12 protein-coding genes are annotated in these 18,851 nt (G+C 41.8%); 3 read left to right on the forward strand and 9 right to left on the reverse strand.

Going from position 1 to position 18,851, the window contains the following annotated elements:
* Positions 1 to 58 precede the first annotated feature (58 nt).
* Entirely contained in the window at positions 59 to 328 is a 270-nt protein-coding gene (locus BM210_RS27730) for a hypothetical protein (protein WP_091175569.1), read from the reverse strand.
* A gap of 549 nt (positions 329 to 877) precedes the next feature.
* On the opposite strand from BM210_RS27730, the gene BM210_RS27740 reads away from it, so the two are divergent.
* On the forward strand, positions 878 to 2,521 hold the full coding sequence (locus tag BM210_RS27740; RefSeq protein WP_177238037.1) for an S-layer homology domain-containing protein: 1,644 nt from the start codon (positions 878 to 880) through the stop codon (positions 2,519 to 2,521).
* A 66-nt stretch (positions 2,522 to 2,587) separates the two neighbouring features.
* On the opposite strand, the gene BM210_RS27745 is transcribed toward BM210_RS27740, so the two are convergent.
* Together BM210_RS27745 and BM210_RS27750 are read right to left on the reverse strand one after the other, a co-directional pair.
* Positions 2,588 to 3,109, reverse strand: a complete 522-nt coding sequence (locus tag BM210_RS27745; protein ID WP_091175573.1) for a hypothetical protein — start codon at positions 3,107 to 3,109, stop codon at positions 2,588 to 2,590.
* 352 nt (positions 3,110 to 3,461) lie between these two features.
* Complete coding sequence (locus BM210_RS27750) at positions 3,462 to 4,913, reverse strand: hypothetical protein (protein ID WP_091175575.1); 1,452 nt, start codon at positions 4,911 to 4,913, stop codon at positions 3,462 to 3,464.
* Positions 4,914 to 5,135: 222 nt separating this feature from the next.
* Between BM210_RS27750 and BM210_RS35060 the strand changes: the two genes are divergently transcribed.
* Positions 5,136 to 5,291, forward strand: a complete 156-nt coding sequence (locus BM210_RS35060; protein ID WP_177238038.1) for a hypothetical protein — start codon at positions 5,136 to 5,138, stop codon at positions 5,289 to 5,291.
* Positions 5,292 to 5,338: 47 nt separating this feature from the next.
* A complete protein-coding gene (locus BM210_RS27755) occupies positions 5,339 to 5,512 on the forward strand; it encodes a PLDc N-terminal domain-containing protein (RefSeq protein WP_371263561.1) in 174 nt (57 codons plus the stop codon).
* A 32-nt stretch (positions 5,513 to 5,544) separates the two neighbouring features.
* On the opposite strand, the gene BM210_RS27760 is transcribed toward BM210_RS27755, so the two are convergent.
* From BM210_RS27760 to BM210_RS27785, 6 genes are all read right to left on the reverse strand, one after another.
* Complete coding sequence (locus tag BM210_RS27760; RefSeq protein WP_091175578.1) at positions 5,545 to 6,681, reverse strand: GerAB/ArcD/ProY family transporter; 1,137 nt, start codon at positions 6,679 to 6,681, stop codon at positions 5,545 to 5,547.
* A 3-nt stretch (positions 6,682 to 6,684) separates the two neighbouring features.
* Positions 6,685 to 7,770, reverse strand: a complete 1,086-nt coding sequence (locus BM210_RS27765; RefSeq protein WP_177238039.1) for a Ger(x)C family spore germination protein — start codon at positions 7,768 to 7,770, stop codon at positions 6,685 to 6,687.
* Positions 7,763 to 9,220, reverse strand: a complete 1,458-nt coding sequence (locus BM210_RS27770) for a spore germination protein (protein WP_091175581.1) — start codon at positions 9,218 to 9,220, stop codon at positions 7,763 to 7,765. The genes BM210_RS27765 and BM210_RS27770 overlap by 8 nt, the downstream gene beginning before the upstream one ends.
* Positions 9,221 to 9,576: 356 nt before the next feature.
* Entirely contained in the window at positions 9,577 to 15,729 is a 6,153-nt protein-coding gene (locus tag BM210_RS27775) for a glycosyl hydrolase family 28 protein (RefSeq protein ID WP_091175582.1), read from the reverse strand.
* Positions 15,730 to 15,788: 59 nt separating this feature from the next.
* A complete protein-coding gene (locus tag BM210_RS27780) occupies positions 15,789 to 17,090 on the reverse strand; it encodes a glycoside hydrolase family 28 protein (RefSeq protein WP_091175584.1) in 1,302 nt (433 codons plus the stop codon).
* Positions 17,091 to 17,177: 87 nt separating this feature from the next.
* Positions 17,178 to 18,824, reverse strand: coding sequence for an extracellular solute-binding protein (locus BM210_RS27785; RefSeq protein WP_091175585.1), 1,647 nt, complete (start codon positions 18,822 to 18,824; stop codon positions 17,178 to 17,180).
* Positions 18,825 to 18,851: the final 27 nt, after the last annotated feature.

An 18,851-nucleotide genomic window follows, 5' to 3' on the forward strand; every position in this document is an offset into this window, starting at 1 on the left:
CTCATTTCTTTTAAATAAGAATTTTTATATCATTTTACCATTGAGCTCGTTTCACAGGTTATGGTTTAACATTTTGCCTATACCAGTGATGTTCCTCGCCTTCCAATTCTTTTTCGATGATTTGAAGAGTTTCTTTTCGTGGTAATCCTTGAATTTGTAATTCTTTATATCGCTTATGAAAATTTTCCATTTGTAAATATGCTTCACACTTCTTTTGACCCTGCTGGTAGCAGGCACATTGGACTTTATTTACTAATCCTTGCCCCTCACTTCTCGCATAGCAAAAGACTGATTCTGCAATGATTTTCCCAATATCAATTCTGCTCAATTTTAACCTCCAATTCTACAACCCATTGAAATATCATAAGTTGGTTGCATTATATTTGGACATAACAGCATCACTATGTCTGTGATTTTTTTAACAGAAACTCCGTACAGCTAATGATACGATTAATAAGTACAATAACTACAAAAACAAAGGAATGGTATCAATGCCACGGAAAATACTTCGTAGTCAGTCAGCAGAATATCCTTTTCATATTAAGTTAAATGAAACAATGGTTGTAACACGTGAAGGTACGGGTATAGTTACGAGTCGAGCAAATGAATGGATCTATGTAAAACTCGATAGAACTGATAAGATCATTAAGACTAGTATCTTTTTTGTTGAACTACTTGAGACCGCTTAAAATGCGGTCTTTTTGATATATTCTTTTTAAAAGTAAAGATGAAAGTAACGAACATCTCTTCAAAGCCAGGTACGTGCAACGTCGGATATACCCAGTAGATGCTTTCTTACAATTTATGTTATCATAACATAATCGTCTCAGCAGCATTATTCATCACTGATATTGAAAAACACGGAGGTTTCATCATAGTGAATACAAAACTACTATGCAGTCTTGCTTTATCTGGAATTATAGCTTCGAATTTATTAATCGGTCCCGTTACAGCAGCATCCAACAATTTAATGCTAGGCGATATAACTGGTCATTGGGCAGAGAATGCGATTCAAAAAGCAGTAGCGGCAGGATACGTTAACGGTTATGCTGATGGAACGTTTAGACCTGACGCTTCTATTACGGAAGAGGAATTTTTGTCAATGACGGTGCATGCGTTACAAATCCCGTTTCCATCACAAAAGCAAGGAGAATCGTGGTTTGCTCCTGTTCTGGATGCAGCTAATCAATACGCATTGTATAAGGGGGACTATCAGAACGACTGGCAGTCTCCTATTAGGCACGATGATGCAGCCAAAACATTATTTAGAGCGACCCAATCCCAATATGAAAAACAGAATGTCACTGAAAATCTAAAACGATTTCAAACATGGGTTCCCTCGAAGGTAGATCCGAATTTTTCCGCGGAACAATTGAAGACGCTCCGTTCCTTGCCTGAATTCAACGGCCAATCCAATGGCAGCATCGATGATATTTTGCCAGATGTTCCGAAGCTGATCACCGCTCTTGAAAGGTATAATCGAGATGTTATTCAGCCGAAAATTAAAAATCCGAATCGGGCAAAAAATACTTGTTCGGTTGAGATTTCTGAATGTTTGGTCAGAGATTATACTGCCAAGCTCAAATCGATTCTCTCTGAAGCAGCAGATGTAACGAATGTCGACTACACCGACAGCCGGATCGTCTATGAGGTCGTGAAACGAGGACTTATGCAAGGAGACAATCGAGGAGATTTAGCGGCCGGCACTTCAACCACTCGAGCGGAAGCTGTAGCTCTTATTGAAAGGGTTCTAGCTTATAACAGCGGAAAAAAACTCGATGTCGATAAGCATGCCTTGTCCAAGGCGGAAGTCGCCTGGCACGGAACTAACATTTTTACAATATGGCCTCGTTACTTTCCTGAGAAATTCATTAATGACTTCGACTTGAGCAAAGCACATTGGGATTCCAATGACGGCAATTATCACGAGAGCGGGGAACAATACATCGTTGTGGACATGGAGGATCCCGAGGATCCTTTCCTTGATGAAGTAAGAGGTATGGAGTTTGCCTTTACCCAATACGACAGCAATGGCAATCCTTCTAACACTACAAACATATCGGCTCCCGCTAAATCGTATGTTACATATTCAAAAGTAAGAGCCGTCGTGGATAACGATATAGATTTTGGATTGAGTAACGCTATCGGCGGCACTATAACTTCTATCCTTATCGGCACGGATAAAGACACAAAATCTTGGAATCAAGTTCTTTCGCTCGCGGAGGATGAAAATACAGTCTTATTCACTAAGACTCAGAGCTCCCAAAACACATGGGATCTGAATACCGCAAACGGCAATTGGTCTCCGTCGATTCCTAAGAGCGGCCAATATATTCTAAAAGCCGGGACGCACTACTGGGTTAAGGGTCAAGTTCATCCAAAAGGTGATGCATTTATCAAACAAGGGGAAAACGGAAATGTTTCCCATTCGCATAGCCCTGACTATGATAGATCGTCGCACAGCGGCAACAACTCCATTTCAGTAGCGCGTACAAGAGCTGATTACAGTGTAAGTAATTAATCGTTATGGCTTATTTACTTCAATAAATACAGACAGAGCTTGCGTCAGACAAGCCATGTCTTTTCTTTATTTGATCGTTATAGAATAACTGAGCACTATTGAGTTTCCAAGCTGTGAAGCATGGATACCTAAAGAAGCCAATTTCACAAAAACTATGTCATCTTTTGAAAAAACATCCACCGATAAACGATAAGTGTCGTGCTTAGTAAATACTTGCTGCACTCTGCTGGGTAATTTAAATGAAATTGTATTTTCTTTGATATCTAAGTAGTTCTTAAAAACACGTGCTTGAATATAATCATTTCCATCCAGTGTAAGAAATTGATAGGTTTCATTACTGGAATCATAGACGTCAAAATCAGATGAAGTTACAGAGTATTCTTGCACTTGATATGTATTACTATTAGATAGATCAGGTAACTTTTGTTCAATCTTTTCTAGTAATTCTACAATCTTCCCTAATGCCATAAAGAAAATTCCGCAAATAATAGATACTGCAATCAATGCAACGCCACCATAAAAAAATATTCCAATGAAAACTCCGATAACAATAATGACAATACCAAAAATATGGAGTTTGAATGCCATCCAACATAAATCCCTTCCATGTTTAGTTTTTTTATTATTAATATATTTGGATAAATATAGTTTATAAAACGGTTATTTAATTTAACAAATGATATAGGATGAACTAAACATCATGCCAGCAAAGAGTCGCTGCGAAAGCAGCCCCCTCTTCCAATCGCTGTTGCAGCCAGATTCTTTCGATTCTTAGCCCCATAGGGGGAAGAATCCGTCTGCAAAGGCGAACACTTCGTTTCTCCAGAAGGGCCCGCTTTCTCCGCTCGGGCTGTGTATTTCTTTTTTTTATCTTATATAGATGGTTTATTTAAAATCTAGCTACATCGGCCTCAAAGGTACGAAGCCGATCCCGATTAATTTATTTATCATCGATCGATTGCGGCTGTCCTCTTGATGCAAGGAACAACATTTTTTCGGACAACTCTGCACTGCTGCCATCGCTCAGCTTGGTAATCCGATTCTCTTGACTTGAAAGTACGAATACTTCTCCTGCTTGATCCGCATATATGTTTCCTCGTACAGAAGCATACATTTTCTCGGCTTTTCCGTCGGGCTTGATCCGATAAATATCACCGACCGGCACTTCAGCATGCCCTTCCGAAGTAAACACGATTAAAGTGCCGTCATCCATTGCAGATAAAATTCGTGCAACTTCAGCACCCACCTGTTCATTCATCGAATGGGGATGTCCCTCCTTGTCAATTAGCCATAAATGGTGTTCCATCCATGTGGTATGATGCCGCTCACTAAACGTATCAGCACTGCTTACCCAGAACGATCCATTCGCGTTATCCTTCCAGCGGTATAGTGATAGAACATCCAATTGAATGACTTGAGTACCGTTCACAAGAAATCCGACTGAGCTTGCACCCGGTAGATTGGTATTCAAGCTGATGAGATAGCTGGAACCAAGAGGCAAAACCGTATCTTGGATATGTATATCTTCTTCCTTGTAAGATTGTACATCACTTGCTCTATTCGCTTCCTTCAAAACAGGCTGAAGTGACATCAGCTCGATGTCTCCCCACATTACCTTGCCGCCGGTCAGCTTTGTTTGATTCGTCTTGGCAGTGGGAGCGGTTTCAACCAATTGAATACGACTTTTCTCAGCTGTCTGAAGGTAACTCCCTTCTGCATGTTGAGCACGTAAGGATTCGATAGCTCCTTTTAACGATTTATTTATTTGAAACGTCCCATAAATGTTCGTGCTGACGAATAACGACTCATCATTGTCCGACACGATCATGCTAGGGATATAACTACGGCCCCCCGCAATTAAACCGAATCCATCCTCGGGAGTCCATGCGGTCGTCCATGCGAACTCTTCATGCGCAAAACGCCACGTTAAAGGGAAATAGGTGATATCGCGGAACGACAAAATCGGATAAGGCTCTTGTGCATTATCGATTTTTTTGCCATTTACCGTTATTGGATAAGAAACAAGGTTCGCCTCGTATGACTTGTTCAGGTCATTATTCTCGGATGCGGGCGCTTCAATTGGATACGAATTAAAATTCGGATACTGCTCTACACCTTCCTTTTTTCGGATAAAAAGACCTTCGCTATTTTTCCACTCCAAAGCTATATTAAGTCGCAGGCTGTTGTTCCATGTCATCGGAACGTAAATAACGTCTTTATAAATAATTGGCGGATATGCCTCCGATTGCATAACCGGATAATAAGAATTGAGGCTTACTTCAAAGGCTGGGAGCTTGACTTCTACTTTTTGCACAGCGGCACCTGCCGTTTGTACCGAAGACAGCAGCAGGGCTATGGCCAATGGAATTGATATAACAATATGTTTATTCATAAAATGATACGACCTCCTCCGGTGTTCCTTTAAAAGAGACGCTGAGTTTGGTTAAAAAGTTGCGAAATTGAGCCATCCCTATCCCCCATATGGGTTATTGAATAAATAATCGCAAGAACTGTCCGAATCAGAGATGCATGACATTTATCCATAGAGATCGTTAACTGCAACTTTCTGGAAAAATCTACGTCTATTTATTAATGAATATAAAGGAGAGCGTCTATGAAGCCATCAATTCTTTGTATGTTTGGAGTAGCATTCTTAGGTTTTGCATTTGCTGGAAAAGACCTTTGGTCTTCGGCGCCTGCTTTTGGTTGGTTTCTTGCTGTGTTCTTTTTTTCAAGCGCTCTTTTTGTTGCTCTTAAAAATCAAAAATAAGTTGAGGTGCCGGAATGTCTTCAAGTACTGGCTTTTTGTTTAGTGGAATGATTGTTTTTGCTCTTTTACTTTCTTTGCTACATATTGTATTAAGCATTTGGGCATATAAAGACTGTTTAAGGAGAGGTAAAAGCCAAGAATACGCCGTCATTGTGTTATTCGGGATGCTATTTTTTCCGGTTATGGGTCTGATCGTATATCTAGTCATCAGGAATGATTAACTCCCATTACCAACCCTTTCCATACGAATGATTCACTTTAAATTCCCTCCGATAGGCCGAACTTTTCGAAAAAAACGGATAAAGCTTATCCAAATAACAAGCATAGGGATGTACGCGTACAGGAAGATGAATCCTGCCCCGGACAGCAGAGAGTCCAGCCTCTCGATAGTGGTTGGCTCTCTCAAAAACACGATGATTATAAAAACGATGCTGCTCGTTATCCATAACGCGGGTCTAGCTTTAAGGCCGACTGTTTTCCTCAGTATCCGTGTCCCTCCCCACAGTCCGATACAGATAGGAGGCAATATAATGAGGAACCAATTAAAAACAAACATATAATCAAATCTTTCAAGGAAAGGTAATTGAATGACTTTCGATAAGATCAGCGTGGGCCATATCGTATGCTTCAACTGCTGAATGTTGAAATAGGCAAAAATCACGAAAGCGAATATCAAATATAATATAGTTGTATGCGCTGCCGCAATATGCGCCCATTTTTGGGATTTCTCATTATTTTTAATGAAAGGATAATAGAGCAGCAAAAACTCAACTCCCTGATATAACGATAACGATTGATGAGCAGACACGGTATATTCGTCAAGATTATGATTTAAGAGTGGGAGGAGATTATTCCAATGGGCATATTTCAGGGGAAAATAGAGAGAGACAAGCAAAATCGAAGGGATAACCACACACCAGAAGCAAATACCGGTTATGACTCTGAAGCCTCCAGATACGATATAGACTGACGTCAACAGAACAATGAGCGACAATTCCCAGGGATGTGACATTGGAAAAACCCAGATATGTAAAACTTCTATGTAAGAGCGAATTTCATTGCAAACAAACAAAATGGTGTACCCGTAAAACCCCAATGTCAGGGCATTTCCAAACCATTTTCCAAACAATTGTTGGTGCAATGAAATGATATCCCCTTTATTCGAATTTTTTAACACAAAAAAAATCATCCAAATAATCAGATGAACACTTAACCCTGCCACCAATAAAGAAACCCATGCATCCTGTTCGGCTCCCAGAATCACTTTACTTGGAAAATTCAACATTGAAACTCCCGTTTGGGTACTATGAATGAGGAACCACAGATAGAATGGAGATACGATTAAGCCTTCACTCGCCTGTTTATTCACGGATATCACCCACTGCTCCATTTCCTATGTTCCAGATTTACTTAGATGAACCTTTAAATTAACTTCAAATTTGATTTTGGGATATTCGACTTCGTAAAATTCCTTCTCACACCAATCTCTACTATGTGCTCTAACCAAATCTCCTACTCCAAACGGGTCTACCTTCTCCTTTACAAACTTATTCAGAAGCACCGCAAGCTTACTGCTCATTTGCTTTTCTAATTGCAAGATCAATTCACGAACATTTCCTTCATCTCTTAAATCTGTCCATTTCGGATAATCCTTAACCATACCATTCACCATCATGTTGTAGATTACCTTAGTCTCATTTATAGATTTGGACACCGATCTGGATTCCTTCCCGTATATACTGGAGAACACGGCCATACCTTTGTTCTGCCCTGTCCTTATTGTAAATGGTACATCCCCTCGTAGATTGCCATGAAGCATTGTATACAGCGGCAGTTCTTCCTGATTAATAATTAATTTCAAATGCTCATCTTTGAAAATCGCATACCCTGCTAATGCAATCTTCCCACCTGGATTTAATGTTAAATACGGAACCGACATATCTCTTCCTTCTCCATAATAATCAAACAATAAAGTATGCAAATTCGAATCCGGAATACCCCCTGATTGAATATTTTGCTTGATGATATGATATGGCAGGCTATCGCCCTTTTTATCCACTAGGGTTTCCAACATCGATGCCGTAGCTCCCTCAGAAACAGCAACAATTAAGTAGTTGCTTATCAGAGGATCTTTGAAAATAGTTTCAATAAAAGGAGATATGCCATCTTCCGCTAACTGCTTATCAAAAAGAATCATCTCCAACTTGGCGATCTCAACGGGCTGCGGGGATTGATTGTTCATCTTATTTAGCAACAGTGTCGGTTTCGCAGCAGTTCCTTGCAAGAGCGTTAATTTCTCGCCATGGTTAAAATCTGAATACAGCCCTGTTCCCTTGAAACCGTTGTCACTCTTGTCTAGTCCCAGAATCATAAGAATATTAATCTGATCTACGATCCTTTGGCTGCTGCAAGCCGTCAGAGCCAGAACAATCACCAAGAGACAAGGAATCCAGCGTTTCCGTTTGTCGCCGCTAGTCATGATCAATATCCTCCTTGACATCGTTTGGTTTATAACGTTTCTGTGAAAGAGGCTTTAGGTGCACACTTCGATTTGTTGTGTATCGGAAAGATAACCGGACAAGGCTATCTGCAAAATTACTTGTTCGAAACGGAAATAAAGGAACCAGATAAGGTGTCCCCAACGATTTTAACCTCAACAAATGCCCGAGGAGTAATATGAACCCGACAATAATGCCAAATCCGCCCCAAAAAGCCGCCAGTAGGATAAAGGGGAACCGCAGGAGACGGATGGTGTTCGCCATTTTAAAAATCGGAGTTGTGAAAGAGGCAAGTGCAGATAACGCTACAATGATTAATAAAATATTGCTGGTGAATGCAGCTTGAACCGACGCTTGTCCGATCACAATTCCACCCACGATTCCTAATGTCTGCCCAATTTTTGCAGGTAAACGAGCTCCAGCTTCCCGTAAAAGTTCAATTGTAATTTCCAAAAAAATGACTTCGATCACAGGTGGAAACGGAACATGAACGCGCGAATTAATGAGTGGTTCAAGCAAACTTTCCGGTATAACTTCAAAATGATAAGTGAGTATCGCAATATATAACGGGGTTGAAAAGATTGAGAAGAACACACTCATAATTCGGATAATACGAAAAAATGAGCCTACAATCCAAGGAAGATGATAGTCCTCGGGTGAAATAAAAAAATCCAGAATGGTTGATGGTCCTGTAATCACATAAGGAGAACCATCGGAGAATACAGCCACTTGTCCACACAAGATGGCAAATATAACGCGATCGACTCTTTCCGTTGATAAGAAAAGCGGGAAAGGCGTGTTAGAATGATCGGAAATAATTTGATCCAATTGAGAGCTGTCAAAAACCACGTCAAAGTGAATAGCTTGAAGACGCTGCTGCATGGTTTGCACGTGTTTAGGATTCGTAATTCCATCTATGTAGGCAATAACAACTTTCGTGTTGGATATTGTGCCCACTTTGATCTCTTGCAGGACTAATGCAGGAATGTTAATTTGCTGGCGCAATAAATGAAGGTTAATATCAATGTTCTCTACAAAGCCCACTTTAGGCCCAACCACGCTAAATTCATTCTCAGTTTCATTGCTCTTGCGATGACCTAAATCATCATGATTAATATTAACGATGAGAAAATTCAGGTCATCATCCTTAAACTGAATGATCACGTATCCCTTCATCAGCTTTGTTACAACTTCACCGGTATCATCTGTCACACTCACATCGTCAAAGGGAATAACCCTTTTTATATCGTCCAAAAGGGTCAAGTTATCGATATTTTCTTGTATCCCTGGAAGGAGATAGCGATTTATTTTCTCCGCGTCTACCAAGGATCGATAATAGCTGATTTGAATGGGGTGACCATGATCAATTGGTGAAAATTGATGAAAATCGTTGGATTTAAGCGCCTGTTGAAAAATGTCATTCTCGGGCATACCTAAAACTTCCTTTTCATTACTTATATTGCAATCTTCGCTATTATGTCCGATATGGAAAAATCAATACACTTACGTATTATTCATTCCTTTCTGTCCTTAGTGTTGGATCAAGAAAAAATCATCCATGCCAATTCCTGTATCCGAGACTAAAAATGTACAGCATCTGCTTGCCGCTCAATCCGAATGCGCAGTGTGCCGCCCTGCTACAAACTGAATATGCCGTGAAGAACCGCATTGAGGAAGAAGGGCTGTCACCCTGCTCGATATTGCCAGTAAGCAGACTGTGCAACTATTTTACAGGGACCTCCCTTCAGCAATATCTGACTAAGGAAAGCCCCAATCTGTAATATCCTTTATTGCTTGTTATAAATTCTGTACATCAGCACTGCAGCTTCCGCTCTTGTCGTATAACTTCTAGGGTTAAGCTGATTCCGATCCCCCATCACTAATCCTTCCTTAACCATGGAAGCCATACTTTCCGCTGCATAGGAGGCCACAATCGAATTATCGGTAAAAATATCAAGATCGGACGCATTGCCACGTGCACTAGTCATTTGTGTTAGTTGCAGTGCTTTAGCGCAAAGTACGATCATATCTTGTCTTGATATTTTCCCATTCGGATTAAACCTGTTATCGCCGATTCCATCGCTGATTCCGACCTTTCTGGCAATTCCAAGATCATGATAGAAGTAGTCTGACTTACTTACATCGCTGAAGTTGTCGTCAATGTCTGCGGCAATTCCCATCGTTCTTACCAGAAGCACCAGAAAGTCTGCTCTCGTAATGCTTTCTGCTGGTGTAAACGCATCGTCCGACGTACCGTTTATTAGTCCTTTTGAAGCGAGCACTTCAATCTGCTTTTTCGCCCACCCATAATCGCCTATATCTTCAAATGTCTTATAATCGTAAGAGATGGCATACATGCTGAAATGAGTCGTCTTAAAAGTTACCCTACCTGTTACCGTATTGTATTTCCCATTTGGCACTTTCACCGCATCGCCATTTCCATCTATATACCAAACGACGATGTGCTCAGAATCCTTCATTTCCTGATCTGATGGTTTATAGGGTATGGATATGGTAACTGCAGCCTGAGGGTTTTCGTATTTAACCACTTTACCGTCAACCTTCATATTAATTTTCAGTATTGGCCTATCACCGATTTTATCCTGCAACTTAGAGTCGCCAATTACTCCCTTATCAACAAACTCTACAGGAAAAGCTATAGTTGATGAAGCCGATACTTCAGAGGACTTAAGCATATTACCCGGCAGTTCTACAATCGCAAACGGAGTCGATAGAGCTATCTTTTGTTTAGGGTCACCATTTGTTACAAAACCTGCAGGCAATGCGGGTTCATATACTTGGGCACCTTCCACTTTTGGCACTTGAATTTCTGCCGTTTTTACTCCGTTATGATCTGTCGCAGCTTTGTCCAACGCATTGGACAATACCGATGCGGAGATTTCCGCTTTTGCCGTTCCAGTAGACTTATCCAACAATGCATTTACACTTATGGCTGATGTACTATCGATACCTTCTGTATTCGTAGGGTCTGTTGTCCCTATCTGTGCAGGCTGTCCATTATTTGAGTTAGCACCATTACTGTTATTGTTATTATCGTTGTTACCGTACCTAATTAAATCTCTTGTTATCGTAAGGGTATACGTTTGAATAGTACCGTCCTGAGCTGTTACAACGACTGCGATCGTATTGATACCAACATCCAGTCTTGCCGTATAAATACCACCCGACTCGGTCGCGACTCCATTAATGGCGATAACCGCTTGTACAGAATTCGCTATCGACGTAATGTCAACAGTATCTACAGCATAACCAACATTTGCAAAGTAACTGTTGTGTTCCTTATCAAATACGGGTGTGATGGTACCTTGCGTGATTGTGAGACTGCTTAATGAAGCATCACTGCTCAGGACCACGTTGTCCAGAACTGTCACACTCACCAATACCTTGTATTCACGGTTTGTAATCGTGATTTCCGAGCTGCCAGTGCTGACTGCCGTTACTTTTCCGAAAGCATCAACGGTTGCTACATGGGTATTGGATGATGCAAAATGGCTCGAACCTGTTACGTCCAAAGTATCTCCGTTTTCATACCTTTGCGTCACTTTAATAGTATGAGCTTCACCAATTTGGAGGCTGTACTTCGTCGAGTCAAGCATAATACCTGTCGAATTAAACGCATCAACCATCACTATAGGGTCTCTTGCATCTGCCGGAGATACATTCGTTGTTGAATTTATAAAAGATACTCCGTCAGCGTGTCTGACATAATATCCATATGCCGGAAGATCACGCCATATATTGGATTCGGGATACTGGCCGAGGGCGTATTCCGGCGGGTTTCCGGGTACCGTCGTTCTGCCTCCTTTGTAAGTGATATGGACATTTTCAAAATAAATATTTTTCAATCTATATTTCGTGCCATCCGACATATTGGCTCCTGCTATCGGAGAAGCCCAGGAAGTGTTCATGTCTTTTCCAATAATATCCTGGAATCTTACCGTATCCATCGTTCCTAATCTTGGTTTATCGTCTTTTGTTGTACGGTCGCTTCTCTTTCCAAGAATAACGAAGAATGGATTCCCCGCATCCTGGACATCAATCCTTTGGAAGGTGATATTGGATACTTCTGCTCCGTCAACCGATTCAACGCACATCGCACAATATTTAACACCTTTCACCATGACATCTTCAAACCTGACGTTCTTGAATGCCCCATAACTAGCTGTTCCAAACTTTAAGCCGTTTGTACCCGAAGCAGTAACATTGGAATTACGGACCAACAGATCCACGACTCCGCGACTTTTACCGCTTTTAATACAAATCGCATCATCGCCGGTATTCACAGTAACGTCCTCAATTACAACATGCCAGCTATCAACGATATCAATTCCGTCCCTGTTGCTTGCCAGCTTAACATCCAAATATAAGTTCCTTATGATCAAATAATCGGTTTCCGCATTTACAACAGTCCACATGCTTGATTTCGTAATATATAAGTTCTGTATGGTTACATTATTGCTAAGTACAGTATAAATGGCCATAGGTCTTGTGGGTTCGCTCCCTGTGCTAAAGGACCCGCCGCTTCCATCAATTGTACCTCCACCGTCAATTTTCACATTCTCTACATGGTTCGCATAAATCAATGCTTTATTACAATTGGCTTCAGGACCTAATTGTGTATTATAAGTAAGCGGATGGGTATCCGGATAATCTGAAGCTGAAGTGCTTCCCTTTAATGTTGCTGAGGAATCGATATAAAGTGTCATATTACTCTTCAATTCGATCATTCCTGAAAGAAATGTACCGTGATGCAAGTAAACCGATCCACCAGTACCTGCAGCAGCTTCGATTGCAGCCTGAATGGCAGCTGTATCCTTAGTTGTACCATCCCCTATGGCCCCATAATTCTTAACATCGAATACCGGTGTCGGCGGCCCTCCTATAAAGGATGCTTGGTTGTATACTTTGATATTGTCAAAGTACAGTGCGCCGGTATTACCCGAATCTATGCTGAACGATAGCTTCCCTACATCAGAAGCCTGGGTCACAAAAGGAATGCCGCTTCCTCTTTTTACTCCGTCAATGTACAGATCATACTTATTGGCAGTTGTATCAAGCACTGCCCTGATTATATACCATTTGTCAGCATCGAAAGTTACACCTGCATGGGTCCATGTCCCATTTTTCTCATATGCGATATTGGTACCATTGAATGCTATGCGTGCAATAATATTACCATGACTGTCATAGATGTATGGGATGTACTTAATTCCCGCTCTTTCCATAGCTTTAACTTTAGCTTCAACTGTCACTATTCCATCTAGTGAGGGGAAAGTTTTTTCTGCAGATGCATGATTCCCAGCAGCACTTTTAGATATCATAATACTCTTATCAGCCGGGAATGGAACTTCTTGTACGTTCACAATGCCGCCAGAAGTATCCGTGACCCAACCGGTCGGCGCATTGCCAGTTTTATCACTGTTAAAGCTGTCGTTAACTGTAAGCTCTTTCGCTGCCTGCGGGAAATTGTTAAGTGGAGCCGCAGTAACAGCAGTAGCTTTACTGCTTTGTACAGATTCAATAACTTGTCCGCCAGGAGTAGTAAATACGGATGTTACCTTATAATCGTATGCTGTGCTGGGCAATACGTTGTTATCAATATAGGCTGCAATGCCAGGCTGGGATTGGCCCACATAACGATATTGGCTATCTTGTGCATTCGCTCTATAAATACTGTATTTTGTTGCACCAGCCGCCGGAATCCAGTTTAATGTTACGGATGTGTTCCATTCTTGTCCAACACTAAGCCCTTGAGGTGCAGCTATCGTTGAGATTGAATTTACATTCACATTTGCCTGAGCTTGATACACGTTTTGTCCAACTGTATAGGTTGCGGTTAGCTGTGCAGTCCCTACGCCGACTGCAATAATTTCACCTGTTTGGTCGATTGTTGCAACACTTGGATTTGAAGAAGTAATCATACTGCTGCTTGTTACATTCTCTTTGGCTCCATCTCCGTCAATCGAATTCACTTTTGCTTTAAAAGTATCGCCTGTATAGAGGTCATATGTGGATTTATCAAAGTTAATCCCTTCTACTTGAGCAGGAAGCATTGTATATACTTTAAGATTATTAACATAGCTTGTGGACGCATTACTATTATCTGCTTTAAACATAACCCTTGTTATACTCGTATTACCAGAAAAATCAAGCAGCATATCTTCCCTGATAATATCCTGTTGAACCCCGTCAATCCAAAGATCGTAGGTATTCGCGTTTGTATTAACGACTATTTTCAGGTTATACCATTTGTTTTTCTCGAAAGGTTGTGCATTAATAGTACTGGTTTTACCGAGTGCAACAAAATAGCCATTTCTAAACCCAAATTTCATAAAAGCCTTATCATTACTGTTATATAAATAGGGAGCTACGCTAAATTGATCCCCTGTTGTCATCACTCTTGCCTCTATAGCTACTTTTCCAGTAAGTCCCGGAAAAATCCTGTTAGCTTCAGCCGCATCCGTTTTGTTTGCAACGAACAAGCCTAAACTCTTGTCAGAAGCAGATGGTATTTCTGCCACAGCTGCTTTTCCGGTACCTGCAAGTATATCTGTCCATCCGGTTGGCAATGCTTCTGTTACCATGCTGTTAAAATCATCATTTACTATAAACCCTGATGCCGCTGATGTCGTAGCACTTACTTTTGCACTTCGCGCGGATTCAATAACTTGTCCGCCGGGTGTGACAAACACGGACGATACCATATAATCATAGGCTGTACTTGCTAATACGGTACTATCCGTATAAGGGGTTGTAGTTGATTCTCCTATTTTACTATATTGTCCGCTTCCCGCAGCCGTCCTGTAAATATAATATTTTGCTGTATTGGGTGCAGCAGACCAATTCAATTGCACTAATGTGTCCGTCACAGTACTTGTGCTAATACCTGATGGTGCCATAAGAGTCGGTAGCGGATTTACATTCACCGTTGCCGATGCGGGTGTACTATATACACTATTTGAAACCGAGACTTGTGTAGTACCCTGAATATTTGCTGTAATCTTCCCTATCGTCGGGTCGATGGATGCAATGCTGGTGTTCAAGGATGAAAAAGAATTCCCACTTGTTATCACTTGTTTGCTCTTATCTGAATAAACCGCTTTCACAACTGTTTGAATTACATCTCCTGTATAAACGCTATACGTAGCCGGATCAAATTCTAAACCTGTAACTGTAGCAGAAGGCTTCATTGTATATATTTTTAAATTATCATAATAAATGGTACCTGTATTGTCGCCTGAGTCCATTTTAAGAGTGACTTTCCCCACAGATCCGCCCGATGAAGCTGCTAGAGCTTGACCAGTCAGCTTGCTAGTCCCATTTATATACAGGTCATAGGTATCACTTGATGTATTAATCACTACTTTGATGTCATACCATTGGTCCTGATTAAATGCCTGTACTTTATTTTGCATTCCTGCATTATTTGCCTTTATCTGTCCACCATTCCACTGTATTTTTACTATAGAAGCACCCGCCCCATTAGTTATATATGGGGCAACCTGTGTTCCAGTCATCGGACCAGACGACATGACACTAGCCTCAACTACCACTAACCCGCTTAACGGTTGACTGGTAAAATCTACCGAGGACTCCGCTTTGTTGGTATTGTTTGCTGACTTAGTTATCTTCACGCTTCTATTGGAGGCATCGGGAGGGTTCCCCACAGTTACAGTACCACCTGTCGTCTCCGTAAACCAGTAATTCTTATCTAACACACCATTGCTTTGTGATGACCAATCCTTGTAATTTGGCGCTTGACCTGTTGGAAAGTTCGTGCTGCTGTTAAAGTTCTCGTCCAAATAGTAGTTTTCCGCGCCTCCTGCTTGCACAACGGTTGAGTTAAGGTTAACGGCAGGTAGCATGCCTACCAGCAATGCGGCTATTAGCAGCATGCTTGTGAATCCTTTTTTTCTCATAACATTCTCCCTTATGTTATATTTTTCAGGCTTCAACTCTTCGGAATTGCAAAGCCAGATCAATACCGGATCAATATCGGATCAATACCGGCTGGAACTTCAAAAGAATCCATGCGTTCCACTGTTAAATCACGGACATGATCCGCGTAAAGGCGTCCCCTGTCGGGAATGCTGTCCGACTGCTCCTGTTGAATGCGGATATCACTTAGAAGCAAACCGTCGACGTTAACAGCGATGAATTGGTAAGGATGCAAAGCGTGATTGAGCCGATCGGGATCGATCTCAACACGACGGGCCCCCGGCGGTTTGGTTGTATTCGCCAAATTGCAAGGGCCGGATACGTTCCAAATAATATTGCGGAAGCGAATATTCTCAATGGGCTGCTCTGGAATCCCTTCGATGTAGCACCGTCCCTTTGCCGTCACCGTAATATTATCAAATGTAATGTTTCGGATACGTCCTATCTTCGGTTCCTTGTAATAACGGGGAGTAATGTCTAATATAATCGGGAATTCATTGCGTGCTTCAATGACCATGTTGCTGAACACCATATTTTCGTATACGCTTCCATCCTTCATGTAGAGAGCAAGCGCCACATCCGTATTATAGATGATGCAGTTATTAAAAGTGATGTTGCGAACGGATCCGGTAGCTTCTGTACCGATTTTAAGAGCGGCATGCCGGGAACTAAGTATGCAATTGGTTACCGTAATATTTTCACACAAGTCTCCTTCCGTGCTTTTAATCACAATACAATCGTCGCCTGTCTTAATATTGCAATCGCTGATGATGACATTTTTACAACCATCGGGATCAATGCCGTCGGTATTAATACGATTCATGTCGGCCAAGATGGTAAGCCCCCGTACCATCACATCCTCGCAGCGCATCAGATGTAAAGTCCAAAAGCAAGAATATTGCAGCGTGACATCCAGAAATTTAACATTTTTACAATCCCGATAAAATACTAAGGCAGGCCGAAATTTCACTTCTGCGGCCGCAGACGGAGGTAGAGGACTGGCGCCTCCGCCATCGATGATGCCTTGCCCTGTAATCGAGACGTTGTCCACACCATCGGCCCAAATTAATGCTTGGATTTGACCAGGCAAATTTCCGTAAGGCGTCTTGCAAATTTCAGGAAAAAGCGCTGGATTATCTGCCCCTCGGATGATAGCACCCATTTCCAGATGCAAACACACATTCGAGCGGATTTGAATCGTTCCGCACAGATAAGCTCCTTGCGGCACAAGAACCATGCCTCCACCGTTTCGGCTGCAATCGTCAATAGCTGATTGGATCGCCTTATGATCTAATGTCGATCCGTCCCCAATAGCTCCAAAATGCTTCACATTATAGCTCATATTGATCTCCTCTCAAGTGTAAAGGTCATGATACAAACCCCAAAGAACGAACATCCGTCTTCGGGGTACTTTGTTTTTGGAAACGAATTATTTTTTATTCAAGAACTTATAAATGTCCTGCGTGAGGAATGCCTTGTCTTTGTTATCCGCGTACCACTTAGCATACCAATCTTCCAATTGCTTTCCTCCGCCTTTATCCCACACTGCTTTCGCATCCGCGAGCGCCTTGTCAATCGTGTAAGTCGATCCGCTAACAATCGATTTAGCCCATATACTCGTAATTTGCAGACTGAGATCAGCATTGATTTTTGCAAGGTCAGTCGGCAAATTAGGCATATGTTCAGAAAGTGTTAAATCCGGCATAGGTCTTTCAGGCGATTCATAGGCTTCCCGAGCTTGCTTGATGAAAGTTAAGTAAGCATTTTGATCGGGTACCTGTGGATCGAAAGAGCTCTCCGTTTGGTTGCAAGCCCCCACTAAGTCTGGTGACGTTTGCATAGCAAGATCAGGTACATAAACAAGCTCTTTTTTGTTTTTCTCCAAATCAATCGGTGCTGGGCATCCGTTAGCTCCTTGCTTCCAATGGGTACCTTCCAATCCGTACTTCATGACCACTGCTGTTTCTTTAGATGCTATGAAATCGATGTATTTCACTGCAGCTACCGGATCCTTAGCACCCCGATAAACGACGGTAGTCATTTGCGCCGGATTAAGAAAGTTCATACTGAATTGGCCGAATTGCGTCTTTGGCAAAGGCATCGGCAATATTTCTGCGCCAGGCACATTTTTCTTCAACGTTTGGTAGTTGGATAATCCCGGATTGAATTGCTGCGAATGCTGCATCGCATATATCCCAAGCTTACCGCTAAGCCAATCCTGCTTTGCCTTTTCGCCATTTTTGTCGGTAAGGTAATCTTTGTCTACTATGCCCTCGTCAAATAGCATTTTCTTAAATTCGTTGCTAGCTTTTGTTCTGTCCCAATCGTATGTGAGCTTTCCATCCTTAACGACCCAACCAACATCGCCATACATCTTACTGATCGCCATTCCAGTATCAGCGGCGATTGAAATTCCATAGGTATTCTTTTTCCCATCCCCATCCGGATCCTGTTCTGTGAAAGCTTTAGCAACCTTAAAAAGCTCCTCTGGTGTCTGAGGCATTGGCAGATTCAGCTTTTTCAACCAATCGGCACGAATAATAAGAGAATACATGGACATCGTTCCCTGCAATCGGCCTATTTCATAAAGCTTACCGTCCGGCTTGGTTCCTGCCTTTTTCAACTGTGGGTATTGCTCCAGCAGCTTTTTGTAGTTAGGTGCATACTTGTCAATTAAATCGTCTAACGGCAGCAGCTGCTTTTGTTGATACAATAGATCACGATACTGCGGGTCGTACTCATTGATGACATCAGGTACTTCTCCCGAGGCGAATAAGGTATTAAATTTAGCGATAGAGTCCGTTCTTGGAATCAAAATATATTTCACATCGGTGGGCCCATTTTTATTAACCCAGTCAGTCCACCTGCTTTTATCCATTGTGCCTTCTTCCGCAGGGACACGTCCTCGGTCGTAAAGTGTGACGGTCGCTGCCCCTCTAACTGCAGCCTGTGTTGTTGCCTTTCCGTTATCGGATTTTGGTTGCTCCTGCTTACTGTCTGCGCAACCAACAACCAGAGAACTGGACAAAGCGGTTAGAGCAAGCATAGACATCCATTTTTGTGAAGAAATCATCATTCTTTTGCCTCCTTGAAATGTTTTTTC

Source organism: Paenibacillus sp. 1_12, from assembly GCF_900114475.1.
GTDB lineage: Bacteria > Bacillota > Bacilli > Paenibacillales > NBRC-103111 > Paenibacillus_S.